Raw genomic sequence first — 16,898 nt, 5'->3', positions numbered from 1 at the left:
GGCCCACAGGTTAGCCAGTGACCGCTCGGTCACCCGGCGTGCAACATGAGCCCAATCCCGGCCACCAGCAACCCGGCCGCGACGATCCGCGGTGCCCCGAACCGCTCCTTGAAGAACACCGCCCCGATGGCCGCGCCGACGATGATCGACGACTCCCGCAGCGCGGCGATCGGCGCCAGCTCGGCCTTGGTCTGCGCCCACAGGACCAGCCCGTAGGCGGCGACGGACAGCGCGGCGCCGAGCAGCCCGACCGCCGCGAACGGCCGTAGCTCGCCGATGAGTTGCCCGCGCAGTCGGTAGAGCGCGTACGCCGGTACGAACACGCCCTCCAGGGCCATCAGCCAGGCGATGTACCCGAGCGACGACCCGGAGGCGCGCACCCCGAGCCCGTCGACGACGGTGTACGCGGCGATGGACAGGCCCGTCGCCAACGCGGCCCCGATCGCCGCCCAGTTGGGCCGACGCCCGCGCAGCCCCCACAGCGCGACACCAGTGAGTCCGGCGCAGGACACCCCGATCCCGGCGGCGGCCCATCCGTCCGGCACCTCATGGGCGAAGAGGGCGGCGAGCACCGTGACGACCAGGGGCGCGCTGCCGCGGGCGATCGGGTACGCCTGCCCGAAGTCCCCGAGCCGGAAGGACTTCATCAGCAGCAGGTAGTACACGACGTGGATCACGGCGGAGGCGAGGAGATACGGCCACGCCCCCGCCGCCGGTATCGCCACGAACGGCACCATGGCCAGCCCGATCAGCATCCCGCCGCCGGCGATCAGGGTGAACCCGACCAGCTTGTCGGTGATCTTGTGCGCGATGGCGTTCCAGCTGGCGTGCGTGACCGCGGCGAGCAGCACCGCCGCGGTGACGGCCGGCGTCACGCGGTGCGCTCGCGCACGTCCACGAGGTCGGCACCGGCGTGCGCGACGAGGTCCTTGGGGGCGATGGGGAAGACGGCGTGCGGATTCCCGGCCGCGGCCCACACGAGGTCGTGCTCCAGCAGCGAACGGTCGGCCAGCACCCGCGTCCTGGTCCGGTGCCCGAAGGGCGGCACTCCCCCGATGGCGTACCCGGTGGTCTCCCGTACGACGTCCGCCTTGGCCCGCGTCACCTTCTCGGCCCCGAGCACCTCGCGCACCAGCTCGACGTCGACCCGGGAGGCCCCGTCCATGAGCACCAGCACCGGCACCCCGTCGGCCGCGAAGATCAGCGACTTGCAGATCTGACTCAGCTCGCACCCGATGGCCGCGGCGGCCTCGGCGGCGGTACGGGTCGCCTCCGGGAACCGCCGTACCCGGGTACGCAGCTCATCGAGCCCCTTCTCCCGCAGGGCCTCGGCGAACAGGGGGTGGGCTCCGGAGTCGGCGGTGCCCGCTGGGCTGTCGGTCGTCGTCATGCGGGGCACGCTAGCGGTGGGTGTAGGGCACAGGCGAACGGTTAAGCCGGGTACTGAAACCAGGCCGGGTACTGAGGCCAAGCCGGGCTACTGAAACGTCACGTCCTTCGCCTCCGCCACCGCCGCCGTCCGCCCCGGCGCCGACTGGTACCGCCAGTACAGGTTCGTGTGGGCGATGACCTGGTCCGGCGGTGGGGCGCCCCACTTGCTGGTGTCCTCGGTGGTGTGGGCGTCGGCGACGAGGGTGACGTCGTAGCCGCGGACGAAGGCGCCGTGCAGGGTGGAGCGGATGCAGGCGTCGGTCGACGCTCCGGTCACGATCAGGTGGCCCGCCCCGGCGCCCGCGAGGACCTCCTCCAGTTCGGTGTCCTCGAAGGAGTCGCCGTAGTTCTTGTGGATCAGGGGTTCCGCGTCCCGGCGTATCAGCTCGGGCGCGTACTCCCAGGCGTCGCTGCCCTTCACCAGGTCGTCGTCGGAGTGCTGGACCCAGACCACCGGGGCGCCCTCCTCGCGGGCCCGGTCGACGAGCGCGGCGATGGTGGCGACGACCGCGTCCCGCTCGTGGGCGTCGGCCACGACACCCTTCTGGACGTCGATCACCAGCAGGGCCGTGTGAGTTCGTGCGTCAAGTGTGGTCATGCCCGCCACGTTAGACCCGGCCACTGACAATCACCCCGGCCTCCGCCTCCGCCTTCTTGCGCCGGCCCGCGACCAGGCCGCCCGCAGCCCCCAGCGACACCAGGCCCATCATCGCGGCGGCGAGGATGCCCTTGACCCCGTCCATCGTGAAGTACATGGCGACGGCCGTACCGCCGTTGAAGAGGAACAGGAACCACAGGGTGCCGGGCCGCGACAGGAACGCCTTGATCCGGGGCTTCCTCGCGATGCGGGAGCCGGCGATCAGCGCGACCACCGTGCCGACGGCCGTGGCGACGTCCTTCTGGGTGCCGTCGAGGACGGCACCCGCGCCCGCGCTCGCGGCGAGCCCGACCACGAAGCACTGCCACAGCAGCAGGTCGGCGACGAACTTCTTGACGGCGGCGAGGGGAGAGCTCATGGTTGCGGCCTTTCGAAACGGGGTTTCTGGATCTGCGTCAGCCTTCCGTTCCGGGGCCGCCGCCACGAGGGAGGGAACTGCCGAAGCCGTGGTGTAGCGCGCTACACCACGGCTTCGGTTCAGGATCCGTACGTCAGGCCCGTACGAGTTCCCGGTCCTCGTCCTTCTGGTCGTCGTCGGACTTGCGCAGCAGCTCGCCCTCGACGTCCACGTTCGGCAGGGCGCGGTCCAGCCACTTCGGCAGCCACCAGGCCTTCTTGCCGAGCAGCGCCAGCACCGCCGGGACGATCGCCATGCGGACGACGAACGCGTCGAAGAAGACCGCGATGGCGAGGCCGAAGCCGATCATCTTGATCATGGACTCGCTGGAGCTGATGAAGCCGCCGAAGACGGCCATCATGATCACCGCGGCGGCGACCACGACCCGGGCGCTGTGCTTGAAGCCGGTGACGACGGCCTGGCTCGGGGACTCGCCGTGGACGTACGCCTCCCGCATCCGGGTCACGAGGAACACCTCGTAGTCCATCGCGAGGCCGAAGACCACGCCGACCATGAAGATCGGCATCATCGACATGATCGGGCCGGTCTCCTCGACCCCGATCAGACCGCCGAGCCAGCCCCACTGGAAGACCGCGACGACGGCGCCGAGCGCGGCGAGCACCGAGAGCAGGAAGCCGAGGGCCGCCTTCAGCGGGACCAGGATCGAGCGGAACACCACGATCAGGAGCAGGAAGGCCAGGCCGACCACCAGCGCCAGATACGGGATCAGCGCGTCGGTGAGCTTCTGCGAGAAGTCGATGTTCATGGCCGTGGTGCCGGTGACCAGGACGTCGGTGTCCGTGGCGGCCTTGACGTCCGCCCCGCTGTCCCGGATGGCGTGCACCAGGTCCTCGGTCTGGGTCGACGAGGGCTTGGAGTCCGGGATCACGGTGATGGTGAAGGTGTCCCCGGCCTTGTTGAACGCCGCCGGCGTCACGGTCACGACGTCGTCGAGGCCCTTGATCCGGTCGGTGACCTCGGTGGCGGCGGCCTTCGGGTCGGAGCTGTCCTTGGCGTCGCCGACGACCATCAGCGGGCCGTTGAAGCCGGGTCCGAAGCCCTCCGAGAGGAGGTCGTAGGCGCGGCGCTGGGTGGTGGAGGTCGGCTGCGAGCCGTCGTCCGGCAGGCCCAGTTCGAGGGAGGTGGCGGGCAGGGCGACGGCGCCCAGGCCGACGACACCGAGGAGGAGCACGACGGCGGGACGGCGGATGACGAAGCTGGCCCAGCGGGTGCCGAGGTTCGGCTTCTCGACGGCCTTCGCGGCGGACTTCCTACGCTTCTCGCCCGTCGGACGGATCTTCTTGCCCGCGTAGCCGAGCAGTGCCGGGATCATGGTCAGCGCGATGAGGACGGCGATGACGACCGTGCCCGCCGCCGCCAGGCCCATCTTGCTCAGCATCGGCACACCGACCACCGACAGTCCGGCCAGCGCGATCACGACCGTGAGGCCGGCGAAGACCACCGCGGAGCCCGCGGTGCCGGTGGCCCGGCCGGCCGCCTCCTCTCGGTCGCGGCCCTCGGCCAGCTCGCCCCGGTAACGGGAGACGATGAACAGTGCGTAGTCGATGCCGACGGCGAGGCCGATCATCAGCGCGAGCGTGGAGGTGGTGTCGCCGAGGTCGAGCGCGTTGGCGAGGGCGGTGATGGTGGAGACACCGATCCCGACGCCGATGATCGCGGTCAGCAGCGGCAGCCCGGCCGCGACCAGCGAGCCCAGGGTGATGACCAGGACGACCGCGGCGATCGCGAGGCCGATGACCTCGCCGATGGCACCCGGCTCGGCCCCGGCCTGCAGCGCGTCACCGCCGACCTCGACGGTCAGCCCGGCGTCCTTGGCCTCGTCCCCGGCCGCCTCCAGGGCGTCCCGGGTGGAGTCCTTGAGCTCCATGGAGGGGGCGTCGTAAGACACGGAGGTGTAGGCGACCGTGCCGTCCTTGCTGACGGCGTTGGTCTTGTAGGGGTCGGTGACGGAGACGACCTCGGAGCCGTCGCCGAGCGCGGCCACGGTCTTCTCGACGGTCGCCCTGTTGGCGGCGTCGGTCATCTTCTCGCCCTCGGGCGCCTTGAAGACGAGTCGTCCGGTCGCGCCGTCCGCGCTGGCCCCGGGGAAACGTTGCTCCAGCAGGTCGAAGGCCTTCTGCGCCTCCGTGCCGGGGATCGAGAAGGAGGAGGAGCCCGCGGCGGGGGCGCTGGCCGCGCCGACGCCCGCGAGCGTCAGCAGGGCGACCCAGAGCAGGGCGACGAAATGCCGTCGCCGGAAGGCGAGCCGGCCGAGTTTGTACAGGAAAGTGGCCACGTGGGCGTACTCCCGGTCAGGTCGTGGGGTGGAGGGCCTGTGTCGGAATCCCGGCCGGATCAGCGCGCGGCGTCTGGTGCGTGCGAGCGTGCGTGCCAGGCGTCGCGCGCCGGCCGGGGTTCCGACACAGGCCCTAGGGACAGGGGTGATCAGCCCGGTGGGTGGCAGGGGTGATCGTCCCGACGACATGAGCGGGTACGTCAGGTGAGGGGTCGTGCTGGGGAAAGGCGTCAGTCGCGCGGGCTGCCGAGGGCGGGGAGGACCACGGCGTCGATGTACGACAGAAGGAAGGCCTGCGTCGGCGGCTGTTCGTCGATCATCGAACGGGCGGCGAACCCGCCGATCATCATGTGCATCACGAAGTCGATCGCGGGGTTGTCCGGCCGGACCTCACCGCGGTCGACCGCGCGTTGCAGCACGGTACGGAACTCCGCCATCTCCGGTCCGATGAGGTGTTCCTTGAACGCCTTCAGCAGATCGGGGTTGCCGTGGATCGCCATGGCCAGGCCCCGCATGAGCGCGGAGTTCTGTTCCATCGTGCAGTCGTCCGAGCGCAGGGTGAGGGCGTGCAGGTCGCCGCGGAGCGACCCGGTGTCGATCTCGGAGAGACCCACCCCGCCGGGCTTGGTGTGCCGCACGGCCTTGGCGACGAGTTCGGCCTTGCCGCCCCACTGGCGGTAGAGCGTGGCCTTGCTGGACTTGGTGCGAGCGGCCACGGCGTCCATGGTGAGGGCGTCGTAGCCGACTTCGCGGAGCAGGTCGAGCACGGCCTCGTACAACTCGGCCTCACGCTCGGGCGTGATCCGACTGCGACGCGCCGTTGCGACCTCAGTCATGCCACTCACCCTTTCCCGCTCCGGGTCACCGCGCCGAACGACACGGTTTCGTACATGACGAATGTAGCGCACCCAGCAAGCGAAACGAAACGGTTTCGTTCGTGTCATGTGTCACCCGGGACGTTTTTTCATAAGTTGCTCCGGCTCGTCCCCCGGAAAAGCATGAGGAGGTGAGCTATCTGCGCCTACCGCATCTGAGCGGCGACCTGCTGTGTTTCGTGGCCGAGGACGACCTGTGGCTGGCCCCCCTGGACGGAGCCGACCGCGCCTGGCGGCTCACCGTCGACCGCACCAAGGTGGGCCACCCGCGCTTCTCCCCCGACGGCCGCAGCATCGCGTACACGAGCTGGCGCAGCCTCGTGCCCGAGATCCATCTGGTCGACGTGGCGGGCGGGCCCGGCAGACAGCTGACCTACTGGGGGTCGCCCGACACCCAGGTGTGCGGCTGGACCCCGGCCGACAGCAACGGCGGGGCACAGATCCTCGCCGTCGCCTCGCACGGCGAGCCCTTCTCGTACTTCACCTGGGCCTACAAGGTGCCCACCGACGGCGATCCCGGCCGCAAGCTGCCCTGGGGCCCCGTCTCCGACCTCCAGGTCGCCGACCTCGACGGCGACCGCAGAACCCTCCTGCTCACCGGCACCCCGCCGCACGAACCGGCCGCCTGGAAGCGCTACCGGGGCGGCGCCACGGGCCGCCTCTGGCTGCACGGCCACCGGCTCCTCGAAGACCTCGACGGCCACCTCCACTCCCCCATGTTCGTCGGCGGCCGGATCGCCTTCCTCTCCGACCACGAGGGCATCGGCAACCTCTACTCCTGCGCCCACGACGGCTCCGACCTGCGCCGCCACACCGACCACGACGCCTTCTACGCCCGGCACGCGGCGAGCGACGGCCACCGGGTGGTCTACCAGTGCGCTGGCGACCTGTGGATCGTCGACGACCTGTCCCCGGCCGGGACACCACGCAGGCTCGACGTCCGGCTCAGCGGCCCGCGCGCGGGACGCCGTACGTACCAGGTGCCGGCCGCCCAGCACGTGGACGGCGTCTCGGTCGACGAGACGGGCCGCGCGAGCGCCGTCGTCGTCCGCGGCAGCCTGTACTGGCTCACCCACCGCGACGGCCCGGCCCGGACGATCACCGACACCCCGGGCGTACGGGTCCGGCTCCCCGAGATGCTCGGCTCGGTCGGCCAGGTCGCGTACGTCACCGACGCGGACGGCGAGGACGCGATCGAGATCGCCTATCTGCCCCGCGCGACCGGCGATCGCGAGCCCCGCCGCCTCGCCTCCGGCGAACTGGGCCGCGTCCTGGAGCTGGTGTCCGACCCCCAGGGCGAGCGCCTGGCCATCGCCTCCCACGACGGGCGGCTGTCGCTGATCGACGCGACCGAGGACTCCAACGGCGAGGTCACCGAGCTGATCCGCTCGATCAACGGCCCGGTGCGCGACCTGTCCTTCTCTCCCGACGGTTCCTGGCTGACCTGGTCCCACCCGGGGATCGGCCGCTCCCTGCGCCAGATCAAGATGGCCCGCATCTCCCCGAAGGGAGGCGGGGAGAGGCTGATCATCGACGTCACCAACGGCCGCTTCGAGGACGAGAACCCCGTGTTCACGCGGGACGGCCGCTATCTCGCCTTCCTCTCCTGGCGGGGCTTCGACCCGGTGTACGACGTCCACACCGGCGACCTCTCCTTCCCGCTGGGCTGCCGTCCGTACCTGGTGCCGCTGTCCTCCGCGACCCCCTCCCCCTTCGCCCTGACCCCGGAGGGGCGCCCGGCGGCCGGCGGCCTCGACCCGGCGGAGGACGAGCCGGGCGACGGCAGCACGGTCACGGTGGAGGTCGAGGGCCTGGAGAGCCGGGTGACCCCCTTCCCGGTCAGCGCCTCCAAGTACTCGGCGCTGTACCCGGTGGCGGGCGGCGGCCTGGTCTGGCTGCGCTGGCCGATCTCGGGCGCCCTCGGCGAGACCTTCGCCAACCCGGACGACACCAGCGGCCGTCCGACCCTGGAGTACTTCAACATCACCAAGGCCAAGAAGTCCGAACTCGTCGACGACCTCGACTGGTTCGCGGTCAGCGGTGACGGCTCACGGCTGGTGATCGTCGACGAGGGCGACCTGCGCGCGGTGCCCGCCACGGAGTCCGGCGACAGCGACTCCACCGTCTGGATCGACGCCCGCCGCATCCTGCACGAGGCCGACCCGGGCGCCGAGTGGCGCCAGTCCTACGAGGAGGCGGGCCGGATCATCCGCGCCTACTTCTGGGACCCCGGGATGTGCGGCATCGACTGGGACGCGGTCCTCGACCAGTACCGTCCGCTGGTGGAACGGGTGGCGACCCCCGACGAGTTCGCCGACCTGCTCCGCGAGGTCCTCGGCGAACTCGGCACCTCCCACGCCTATGTCACCGCCGCCCGCCGCAACGAGGGCCCACCCCACTACCAGCGCCGCCAGGGCCTGCTGGGCGCCAACTTCGTCCGCCGGGAAGCCGGTTGGACCGTCCGCCGCATCCTCCCCGGCGACTCCTCCGACTCCAAGGCCCGCTCCCCGCTGGCCGGCACGGGCATCCGCGAGGGCGCCGTCCTCACCCACGTCGACGGCCGCCCGGTCGACCCGGTGACCGGCCCGTACCCGCTGCTCGCCGGGGCGGGCGGTACGACGGTGGAGCTGACGTTCACCCCGGCGGAGGGCGAGGGCCGCGCACGGCGCGTGGCGGTCGTCCCGCTCCTCGACGAACGCCCCCTGCGGTACCAGGACTGGGTGGCCAAACGCCGCGAGGTGGTACGGGAGTTGAGCGGCGGCCGCTGCGGCTACCTGCACATCCCCGACATGGGCGGCTCGGGCTGGGCCCAGTTCAACCGGGACCTGCGCATGGAGGTGTCGAGGCCGGCCCTGATCGTCGACGTACGCGGCAACGCGGGCGGCCACATCAGCGAGTTGGTGGTGGAGAAACTGACCCGCACGATCCTCGGCTGGGACCTCACCCGCAACGCCCAGCCGGTGTCGTACGCCTCGAACGCCCCGCGCGGCCCGGTAGTCGCGTTGGCGGACGAAGCGACCTCCTCCGACGGCGACATGATCACGGCCGCCTTCAAGCTGCTGAAACTGGGCCCCGTGGTCGGCCAGCGCACCTGGGGCGGAGTCGTCGGCATGACCGGCCGACACCAACTCGGCGACGGCACGGTCATCACCGTGCCGATGAACGCGGGATGGTTCGACGCGTACGGCTGGAGCGTGGAGAACCGCGGCGTCACCCCGGACCTGGAGATCCTGCGCACCCCCCTGGACTGGGCAGAGGGCCGCCACGCCCAGCTGGACGACGCGGTGCAGCTGGCGGTGGACCTGCTGACGACCAACCCCCCTGCGACGCCCCCGGATTACAGCAACGTACCGAACAGGTCCCGCCCGAAATTGCCGCCCAGATCTTGAGAGACATAGGGATAACTCACCCAGGGGCGCGGGGAACTGCGCGACAAGCCCCCACCCACCCGCACCCGAAACACAAACGTGAGGCGCCCTGAACAAACTCAGGGCGCCTCACACAAACCGTCAGCGACTAGGCGTCATAGTCCTGGTCGATCCGGTCCTGCTCCTCGCGCTGGAGCCGCTCCGACTCCTCGTCACGCGGCTTGCCACGCTGCTGCTGGCCGCGCTGCGCCTGCTCCCGGCCCTGCTGGGCCTTCTGCTTGGCCTGCTCCTGCCACTGTTCCGACTTGTCCTGGAACTGGTCCTTCATACCCATGTGGGTTCACTCCCAAAGAGGGTGAGGGGAAGAGCCCCTTGCCGGGGCCTCGACCAGATTCACACGACCGGACACAGTGCGCATTTCGATCAGTCACGCCGTGTAGCGCGCGCCTCCTCATCAGCCGCCCCACCTGCGCCGACGAGTCCTGACCGCATGCCCTCCAATCGGTCCCCGAAGCGCCGCATCTCGCGTACCCCGACCGTCCCGATGAGCCCCGGCAGATACCCGCGCACCCCCTGCATCCCACGCAGCCACCACTGCCCGTACACATGGCTGGAGCGCCTCTCGATCCCGGCGACGATCCGGTCCACCGCGGGACCCAGCGGATACGTCTTGTTGGACGGCCACGGCAGTCGCTGGCGCAGCTCCCGCATGACCTCGTCCTGGTCGGCCCCGCGCACCATGTCCGTGTCGGTCCAGGACAGATACCCGACCCCGACCCGTACGCCCCTGTAGCCGACCTCGGCCCGCAGACTGTGCGCGTACGCCTCCACGCCCGACTTGGACGCGCAGTACGCGGTCATCATCGGCGCGGGCGTGATGGCGGCCAGCGAGGCGATCTGGAGCAGATACCCCCGGCTCTCCATCAGCACCGGCAGGAACGCACGGGCCGTCACCGCCGACCCGATCAGGTTCACCTCGATCACCCGCCGCCAGGCCTCCGGATCGGAGTCCACGAAGGGCCCGCCGGTCGCCACACCGGCGTTGGCGACGACGATGTCGACCTTGCCGAACCGCTCCTTGACCTCCTGGGCCACCCGCGCCATCGCCTCGTGGTCGGTGACGTCGGCGTACCAGTGGTCGCTCTCGCTGTGCAGCCGCTCGGAGACCTGCTTCAACGCGTCCGGCTCCAGGCCCACCAGCGCGACCTTCACCCCCCGCGCCGACAGCTTCCGCGCGAGCAGCTCCCCGACACCGCGCGCGGCGCCCGTGACGACGGCGACCTGTCCTTCGAGACCGACCCTGCTCATGCGCCCTCCTTGAGCGTCGCGTACGTCATCACCAGGTCCCGGATCTTCCCGGTGACCAGGTCGGGAGCCTCCACGGGCGTCATGTGCCCGATGCCCGGCAGTTCGGTGAGCCCGACGCAGTGCGGCAGCGCCGCCACCAGCGCCCGCGCGTGCACCGGCGGCGTCAGCCGGTCGGCCGTCCCGACGACGACGGCCGTCGGCACGTCGAGGGAGCGTACGCCGTGGTCGAGGTCGAGCAGGTCGAGCACCTGCGACCAGGTGTACCGCACCTTGCGCGGACAGGCGTGCACGATCCGCGCGCACGCCTCCACCATGTGCGGCGCCGAACCCGGCCCCATCGTCCCGTACCTGAGGATCCGCCGGGCGACCGGAGTGACCGGCCCGAGCGGCGCCCGCGACCCGAGGACGCGCTGGGTCAGCCAGGTCCGCAGCCGCCCGGGCCTGATCGGTACGACGGTCGACTCGGCGACCAGCCGCGAGGACCCGGTGCTGCACAGCAGGACGGCGGCGGCACGCTCCCGGAGGTTCTTCCTGGTGGCGGCTGCCATCACCGTCATCCCACCCATGGAGTGCCCGGCGATCACGGCCTTCTCCCCGGGAGCGAGGGTCGCCTCCAGTACGGCTTCCAGGTCGTCGGCGAGCGCGTCCACACTGCACGCCGGGCTCGCCGGACTGCGTCCATGACCGCGCTGGTCGTAGGCGACGACCCGGTGGTCGACGGCGAGATCCCGTATCTGCGCCGCCCAGAAGGCGGTCGAACAGGTCCAGCCGTGGGTGAGGACGACGACGGGGGCGCCCTCGGGACCGTGGACCTCGACATGCAGCCGGGCCCCGTCGGCGGAGACGGCGGTCAGCTCACGGGCGGGTACGGGCGGGGCGTACGGCCCGTCCCCGACGGACATCAGCCGGCTCACGCGGACACCTCCGCCGTCTTCTCCCCGGCGGCGTTCTTCTCAGCCGGCTGCTTCTCCTCCGTCTTCCTCGCGCGGAGCACCTCGTACTCGGTGATGTCCACGCGCCGCGTCGCCCGCCGGAACTCGCCCGTGGTCCCCGGCCAGATGGTGGTGTTGCGGCCGTTCTCGTCGAGGTACCAGCTGGTGCAGCCGCCGGTGTTCCACACCGTGCGCTTCATCCGCTCCTGCACCCGCCGGTTCCAGGCGCCGACGGCGCTCGGCCGGGCGTCGAGGGCCGCGCGACCGCCGAGGACGTCCAACTGCCGTACGAAGTCGGCCATGTAGTTCAGCTGGGACTCGATCATCAGGATCATCGAGGAGTTCCCGAGCCCGGTGTTGGGGCCGATGATGGTCATCCAGTTGGGGAACCCGGCGGCGGAGGCACCGCGCAGGGCCTCCATGCCGCCCTTCCACACCTCGGCGAGCGTCCTGCCCTCCGCGCCCACGACCCGTTCGGCGATGGGCATGTCGGTGACATGGAAGCCGGTGCCGAAGACGATGGCGTCCACCTCGGCCTCGCTGCCGTCGGCGGCGACGAGGGTGGAGCCGCGCACGGCCCGCAGACCGCTGGCGACGACATCGACGTTGGGCCGGGCGAGCGCCGGGTAGTAGGTGCTGCTCAGCAGGATGCGCTTGCAGCCGATGCGGTAGTCGGGGGTGAGCTTGGCGCGCAGGGCCGGGTCCTTGACGGCCCGCCCCATGTTCCGCTTGGCCAGCTGCTCGACGAACCCGAGCTGGTCGGGGTGCTTGGTGAACGCCGAGACCTGCAACTCCCGGATCCCCCACAGCAGTCCACGCCGGGCCTGCCCGGTGAACGGCAGCGCCCGGTGCAGCGCCCGCTCGGCGCCGGTGATGGCCCGGTCGATGCGGGGCATCACCCAGGGCGGGGTGCGCTGGAAGAGGGTGAGCCGGCCGACCTGCGGCTGGATGGCGGGCACGATCTGGATCGCGGAGGCCCCGGTGCCCACCACGGCGACCCGCTTGCCGCGCAGGTCGTAGTCGTGGTCCCAGCGCGCGGAGTGGAAGACCTTGCCGGGGAAGGAGTCGAGGCCGGGAATCTCGGGGACCTTGGGGTCGGACAGCGGCCCGGTGGCGGAGACGACGAAGTCGGCGGAGAGCCGCCCGCCCCCCTTGACCTCGATGTCCCAGCGGAGCTGGTCCGCGTCCCAGGTCATCTTCATCACTTCGGAGTCGAAGCGGATGTGGGGCCGGAGGTGGAAGACGTCGGCCACATGCTCCAGATAGGCCCGGATGTGCTCCTGCCCGGAGAAGGTGCGGGGCCAGTCGGGATGGGGGGCGAAGGAGAAGGAGTACAGGTGGGAGGGCACGTCACAGGCGCACCCGGGGTAACTGTTGTCCCGCCAGGTGCCGCCCACGCTGTCCGCGCGCTCCAGCACGACGAAGTCGGTGACACCCTCCCGCCGCAGCCGTACGGCGGCCCCGAGCCCACCGAACCCGGACCCGATCACCGCCACCCGCACATGCTCGTGCTCGGTCATCCCGAACCCTCCACGCTTTCGGACTCCGCCAGTGAACACTGGCGCAATGGGAGGGTAGAGCAGCTCCGTACCGATGGGTAGGGGGCAGGAAAAGGAAAGTTACCGGCGGTACAACATAGGCTGCGGCCGTGACGGAGAAGCATGAGCACCGCGAGTACCGCATGGAGGAGCTGGCGAGGCAGGCCGGCATCACGGTGCGCACCCTGCGCTTCTACCGCGAACGCAAACTGATCCCGCCGCCCCGCCGCGAGGGCCGTATCGCCTGGTACGACGACCATCACCTGGCCCGGCTGCGCACGATCGCGGCACTGCTGGAACGCGGCCACACCCTGACGGGCATCGCGGAACTGGCCGAAGCCCTGGACAACGGCCGCGACGTGGCGGACCTCCTGGGCGTCGAGCCCCCCTCGGAGGAGGAACCGGTCCACCTCACCCCGGAGGAACTCGCCGCCCGCTTCGAGGGCCAGGTCACCCCGGAGAACCTCGCCGCCGCCCTCGACCTCGGCTACCTCGGCACCGACGGCGACGAGATCGTCCACATCAGCCGCCGCCTCCTCGACGTCTCCTCCGCCCTGGTCGCCGAGGGCATCCCCCTCGCGGAGGTCCTAGCCGCCGGCAAACGCGTCCGCGACCACGTCGACGAACTCGCGGAAATGTTCGCCGACCTGGTCCTCCACTACGCCACGGAGAACGACCTCGAACGCCTGCGCCCGCTCGCGAGAAGCGTGGTGGAGGCGGAGCTGTCGCTGGCATTGGACCGGCGGCTGCGCAAGCAGGGCGGAGCGGGGCCGGAGCCCCGGGGCGGACAGCCCTAGAGGTCGTAGACCACGGTCACCGGCGCGTGGTCCGACCAGCGCTCGGCATGCGTGGCGGCCCGCTCCACGAACCCCTTGACCGCCTTGGCCGCCAGGCCCGGGGTCGAGACGTGGTAGTCGATGCGCCATCCTGAATCGTTGTCGAAGGCCCGCCCCCGGTACGACCACCACGAGTACGGCCCCTCGACATCGGGATGCAGCGCCCGCACCACGTCGACGTATCCCCCGTCGCCCGCGTCGAGGACCTGCGTCAGCCATGCCCGTTCCTCCGGCAGGAAGCCGGAGTTCTTCTGGTTGGCGCGCCAGTTCTTCAGGTCGGCCGGCTGGTGGGCGATGTTCCAGTCGCCGCAGACGACGACCTCGCGGCCGTCGGCGGCGGCCCGCTCGCGCAGTTCCTTGAGGTAAGCGAGGAACTCGCCCATGAAGCGGACCTTCTCGTCCTGGCGCTCGGTGCCGACCTCGCCGGAGGGGAGGTAGAGGGAGGCAACGGTCACACCGGGCAGGTCGACCTCCACGTACCGCCCGCTGGTGTCGAACTCGCTCGACCCGAAGCCGATCCGCACCCGGTCGGGCTCGCGGCGGGTGTAGAGGGAGACGCCGGCGCGGCCCTTGGCGGCGGCGGGGGCGTGCACGACGTGCCAGCCCTCGGGCGTGCGGACCTCTTCGGGCAGCTGCTGCGGCTCGGCACGCACCTCCTGCAGGCAGAGCACGTCGGCGGAGGTGTCGGCGAGCCACTCCACGAAGCCCTTCTTCGCGGCAGCGCGGAGTCCGTTTACATTCGCAGAGGTCACAGTGAGCACCAGGGCACCTTACCCGCACACTGGACTGAGTCCTGTTCTGGATTGTATCAATATACGTTCCTACACATTGGTATACGGTTTGCCCATGGACATCCGCCCCGTCACCTTCGACCACCCCGACGCCGTCAAGCTCAACGACCAGGTGCAGGCCGAGTACGCCGCCCGGTACGGCGACGGCGGCGACGCCACGTTCCTGAGCCCGTCGGACTTCGCGCCGCCGAACGGCGTCTACCTGATCGCCTACGACGAGTTCGACAGCCCGGTCGCGACGGGCGGCTGGCGCACCCAGGACGCCAATGACGAGGGGTACGGCGACGGGGACGCCGAACTGAAGCGGATGTACGTCGTCGAGCAGGCACGCGGTCGCGGTATCGCCCGGCGCATCCTGGCCGCGCTGGAGGCGGACGCGCGCGCGGCGGGCCGGGTCCGCATGGTCCTGGAGACCGGCGACAAGCAGCCGGAGGCCATAGCGCTGTACCTCTCCAGCGGCTACGAGCCCTGCGCGAAGTTCGGCTACTACCGGCACCACGAGTCGAGCCGCTGCTACGCGAAGGCCCTCTGAGGAGCGCGGCCGGAGTCAGCTTCTGAGGTAGGCGAGCACCGCCAGCACCCTGCGGTGGGTGTCGTCCGCCGGTGGCAGGTCCAGCTTGGTGAGGATCGAGCCGATGTGCTTGCCGACGGCCGCCTCGGACACCACCAGCGCCTTGGCTATCGCGCCGTTGGACCTGCCCTCGGCTATCAGCGCCAGCACCTCCCGCTCGCGCGGACTGAGCCGGGCGAGCGGATCCCGTCGCCGGCGCAGCAGTTGCCGTACGACCTCGGGGTCCACGACCGTGCCCCCGGCCGCGACCTTGTGGAGCGCGTCCACGAACTCCTCGACCTGCCCCACCCGGTCCTTGAGCAGATAGCCGACTCCGGTGCCGTCCCCGGAGTCGAGGAGTTCGGCGGCGTAGGCCCGCTGCACGTACTGGCTGAGGACCAGCACCGGCAGCCCGGGCCGCTCCTCGCGCAGCTTCACCGCCGCGTGCAGCCCCTCGTCCTGGAAGCCGGGCGGCATACGGACGTCCGTGACCACCACGTCCGGCGCGTGCTCGGCGGCGGCGGTGAGGAGGGCGTCCGCGTCGCCGACGGCCGCCACGACCTCGTGTCCGAACCGGGTGAGCAGGCCGACGAGGCCGTCGCGCAGCAGGACGCTGTCCTCGGCGAGGACTATGCGCAGGGCTCGGTCGGCCGGCAAGGGATCTCCACTCGCAGCAGGGTCGGTCCACCCGGCGGGCTGGACAGGAAAAGTCTGCCATCGAGCACTGACACCCGGTCGGCGAGACCGGTGAGCCCGGTGCCGCCGCCGAGGTCCGCGCCCCCGCGTCCGTCGTCCCGGATCTCGAGCGTCAGCCCCTCCCGCTCCCGTCCGCCGCCGGTCACTCCCCCGCTCACGACCGCGCGGCTCGCCCCACTGTGCCGGGCTACGTTGGCGAGGGCTTCGCAGACGACGAAGTACGCGGCGGACTCGACGGGTTGGGGCAGGCGCCGGGGAAGGTCGAGGCGGACGTCGACCGGGATCACGCTGCGGTCGGCCGCGTCGGCGACGGCGGCTTCGAGGCCGTAGTCCGCGAGGACCTTGGGGTGGATGCCGTGGATGAGTTCACGGAGTTCGGCGAGGGCTTTCTCGGCCTCGCCGTGCGCCTGGGCGAGTTGGTCGGCGAGCGGGCCGGGCGGGACGTCCAGGCGGGCGAGGCCGAGGCTCATGGTGAGGGCGACGAGCCGTTGTTGTGCGCCGTCGTGCAGATCGCGCTCGATTCGGCGCCTCTCCGCCTCGAAGGCGTCCACCAACCGCACGCGTGAGCGGACGAGTTCGGTCACCCGCGCGCTGTTCTGCGCATGCGCCCCCAACAGCGCCTTCGCCACCTCGGCGCGCCCCCCGGCGGCCGCCCCCAGCACATACGCCCCCACCAGGAGCAGCACTCCCCCGGCCAGCGTGACCCCGAACGCGGCCGGCCAGGTGTCGACCGTCCAGAGCTTCACCACCTTCGCCTCCCCGTCGACGGCGACCAGGAGCGGTGTCGCGAGCAGGAACAGCGGCACTCCGGCCGCGAAGGTGACGACGAGCGCGTCCAGCGGCCACAGCACGAGCGCGAGGAACACGGCGTACGCCAACTCCCGCCAGGTCTCGGGTTCCTTGAGCCGCACGGCGAGCCAGCGTGCGAGCCCCGGCGCGTCAGGCACCCGATGCGCCCCGGCGGGCACCTGCCCCACCCCGGCCGACCCGACCCGCCACCGCTCCACGGCGGCCACCGGAATCCCGGACAGCGCGGTGAGCACGAGCAGCGGCAGCCCGACGAGCACGACGGCCGTCGCCGCGCCCACCACGACCCCGGCGACGATCCCGACCAGCACGAGGGCCCCGAACAGCGCCCCGCCCGCCAGGAATGCGAACGACCGCCACGGCCACGCCGACCTCAGATATCCGCGCCCGCCGAGCGCCTGCCACACCGTCATGG

16 protein-coding genes are annotated in these 16,898 nt (G+C 71.1%); 3 read left to right on the top strand and 13 right to left on the bottom strand.

Annotation, left to right across the window (positions count from 1 at the left end):
• Positions 1–29: 29 nt before the first annotated feature.
• From OG885_RS26495 to OG885_RS26470, 6 genes are all read right to left on the bottom strand, one after another.
• Positions 30–875 (bottom strand): EamA family transporter, encoded by an 846-nt coding sequence (locus OG885_RS26495; RefSeq protein WP_405735785.1) that lies wholly within the window; start codon positions 873–875, stop codon positions 30–32.
• Positions 872–1,390: a YbaK/EbsC family protein gene (locus tag OG885_RS26490; protein WP_405735782.1), complete on the bottom strand. Its 519-nt coding sequence runs from the start codon at positions 1,388–1,390 to the stop codon at positions 872–874. Before OG885_RS26490 ends, OG885_RS26495 begins: the two co-directional genes overlap by 4 nt.
• A gap of 87 nt (positions 1,391–1,477) precedes the next feature.
• Positions 1,478–2,029, bottom strand: a complete 552-nt coding sequence (locus OG885_RS26485) for an isochorismatase family protein (RefSeq protein ID WP_405735779.1) — start codon at positions 2,027–2,029, stop codon at positions 1,478–1,480.
• A gap of 10 nt (positions 2,030–2,039) precedes the next feature.
• Positions 2,040–2,447: a hypothetical protein gene (locus OG885_RS26480; protein ID WP_405735776.1), complete on the bottom strand. Its 408-nt coding sequence runs from the start codon at positions 2,445–2,447 to the stop codon at positions 2,040–2,042.
• Positions 2,448–2,580: 133 nt separating this feature from the next.
• The gene (locus OG885_RS26475) at positions 2,581–4,782 is read right to left on the bottom strand and encodes an MMPL family transporter (protein ID WP_405735773.1); all 2,202 of its coding nucleotides are present in this window, start codon (positions 4,780–4,782) and stop codon (positions 2,581–2,583) included.
• 230 nt (positions 4,783–5,012) lie between these two features.
• The gene (locus OG885_RS26470; RefSeq protein ID WP_405735770.1) at positions 5,013–5,618 is read right to left on the bottom strand and encodes a TetR/AcrR family transcriptional regulator; all 606 of its coding nucleotides are present in this window, start codon (positions 5,616–5,618) and stop codon (positions 5,013–5,015) included.
• A gap of 170 nt (positions 5,619–5,788) precedes the next feature.
• Here OG885_RS26470 and OG885_RS26465 point away from each other — a divergent pair, with 170 nt between their 5' ends.
• Positions 5,789–9,046 carry a S41 family peptidase gene (locus OG885_RS26465; RefSeq protein WP_405735768.1) on the top strand — a complete coding sequence of 1,086 codons (3,258 nt, stop codon included), beginning with the start codon at positions 5,789–5,791 and terminating at the stop codon, positions 9,044–9,046.
• Positions 9,047–9,173: 127 nt separating this feature from the next.
• On the opposite strand, the gene OG885_RS26460 is transcribed toward OG885_RS26465, so the two are convergent.
• From OG885_RS26460 to OG885_RS26445, 4 genes are all read right to left on the bottom strand, one after another.
• Positions 9,174–9,359, bottom strand: coding sequence for a hypothetical protein (locus tag OG885_RS26460; RefSeq protein WP_405735765.1), 186 nt, complete (start codon positions 9,357–9,359; stop codon positions 9,174–9,176).
• 89 nt (positions 9,360–9,448) lie between these two features.
• On the bottom strand, positions 9,449–10,333 hold the full coding sequence (locus OG885_RS26455) for an SDR family oxidoreductase (protein ID WP_405735762.1): 885 nt from the start codon (positions 10,331–10,333) through the stop codon (positions 9,449–9,451).
• The gene (locus tag OG885_RS26450; RefSeq protein WP_405735760.1) at positions 10,330–11,247 is read right to left on the bottom strand and encodes an alpha/beta fold hydrolase; all 918 of its coding nucleotides are present in this window, start codon (positions 11,245–11,247) and stop codon (positions 10,330–10,332) included. The genes OG885_RS26455 and OG885_RS26450 overlap by 4 nt, the downstream gene beginning before the upstream one ends.
• Positions 11,244–12,785, bottom strand: coding sequence for a flavin-containing monooxygenase (locus tag OG885_RS26445; protein WP_405735757.1), 1,542 nt, complete (start codon positions 12,783–12,785; stop codon positions 11,244–11,246). The genes OG885_RS26450 and OG885_RS26445 overlap by 4 nt, the downstream gene beginning before the upstream one ends.
• A 161-nt stretch (positions 12,786–12,946) precedes the next feature.
• On the opposite strand from OG885_RS26445, the gene OG885_RS26440 reads away from it, so the two are divergent.
• Positions 12,947–13,600 carry a MerR family transcriptional regulator gene (locus OG885_RS26440; protein WP_405742886.1) on the top strand — a complete coding sequence of 218 codons (654 nt, stop codon included), beginning with the start codon at positions 12,947–12,949 and terminating at the stop codon, positions 13,598–13,600.
• Here the strand turns inward: OG885_RS26440 and OG885_RS26435 are convergent.
• On the bottom strand, positions 13,597–14,400 hold the full coding sequence (locus tag OG885_RS26435) for an exodeoxyribonuclease III (protein ID WP_405735755.1): 804 nt from the start codon (positions 14,398–14,400) through the stop codon (positions 13,597–13,599). The genes OG885_RS26440 and OG885_RS26435 overlap by 4 nt on opposite strands.
• Before the next feature lie 85 nt (positions 14,401–14,485).
• On the opposite strand from OG885_RS26435, the gene OG885_RS26430 reads away from it, so the two are divergent.
• Positions 14,486–14,962, top strand: coding sequence for a GNAT family N-acetyltransferase (locus OG885_RS26430; protein ID WP_405735752.1), 477 nt, complete (start codon positions 14,486–14,488; stop codon positions 14,960–14,962).
• A 15-nt stretch (positions 14,963–14,977) separates the two neighbouring features.
• On the opposite strand, the gene OG885_RS26425 is transcribed toward OG885_RS26430, so the two are convergent.
• Both OG885_RS26425 and OG885_RS26420 read right to left on the bottom strand, forming a co-directional pair.
• Positions 14,978–15,637, bottom strand: coding sequence for a response regulator (locus OG885_RS26425; protein ID WP_405735750.1), 660 nt, complete (start codon positions 15,635–15,637; stop codon positions 14,978–14,980).
• Positions 15,610–16,896, bottom strand: coding sequence for a sensor histidine kinase (locus OG885_RS26420; RefSeq protein WP_405735748.1), 1,287 nt, complete (start codon positions 16,894–16,896; stop codon positions 15,610–15,612). The genes OG885_RS26425 and OG885_RS26420 overlap by 28 nt, the downstream gene beginning before the upstream one ends.
• Positions 16,897–16,898 lie beyond the last annotated feature (2 nt).

The organism is Streptomyces sp. NBC_00028 (assembly GCF_045041065.1).
Taxonomy (GTDB): domain Bacteria; phylum Actinomycetota; class Actinomycetes; order Streptomycetales; family Streptomycetaceae; genus Streptomyces.
Note: the sequence above shows the minus strand (reverse complement) of the source record. Positions and strands in the feature narration are given on the sequence as shown.

What these genes read in the sequence shown, in the direction of transcription:
- OG885_RS26485 (WP_405735779.1), bottom strand. Translation starts at nt 2,029, where the DNA reads ATGACCACACTTGACGCACGAACTCACACGGCCCTGCTGGTGATCGAC.
- OG885_RS26455 (WP_405735762.1), bottom strand. Translation starts at nt 10,333, where the DNA reads ATGAGCAGGGTCGGTCTCGAAGGACAGGTCGCCGTCGTCACGGGCGCC.
- OG885_RS26420 (WP_405735748.1), bottom strand. Translation starts at nt 16,896, where the DNA reads ATGACGGTGTGGCAGGCGCTCGGCGGGCGCGGATATCTGAGGTCGGCG.
- OG885_RS26445 (WP_405735757.1), bottom strand. Translation starts at nt 12,785, where the DNA reads ATGACCGAGCACGAGCATGTGCGGGTGGCGGTGATCGGGTCCGGGTTC.
- OG885_RS26490 (WP_405735782.1), bottom strand. Translation starts at nt 1,390, where the DNA reads ATGACGACGACCGACAGCCCAGCGGGCACCGCCGACTCCGGAGCCCAC.
- OG885_RS26480 (WP_405735776.1), bottom strand. Translation starts at nt 2,447, where the DNA reads ATGAGCTCTCCCCTCGCCGCCGTCAAGAAGTTCGTCGCCGACCTGCTG.
- OG885_RS26440 (WP_405742886.1), top strand. Translation starts at nt 12,947, where the DNA reads ATGGAGGAGCTGGCGAGGCAGGCCGGCATCACGGTGCGCACCCTGCGC.
- OG885_RS26470 (WP_405735770.1), bottom strand. Translation starts at nt 5,618, where the DNA reads ATGACTGAGGTCGCAACGGCGCGTCGCAGTCGGATCACGCCCGAGCGT.
- OG885_RS26460 (WP_405735765.1), bottom strand. Translation starts at nt 9,359, where the DNA reads ATGGGTATGAAGGACCAGTTCCAGGACAAGTCGGAACAGTGGCAGGAG.
- OG885_RS26430 (WP_405735752.1), top strand. Translation starts at nt 14,486, where the DNA reads ATGGACATCCGCCCCGTCACCTTCGACCACCCCGACGCCGTCAAGCTC.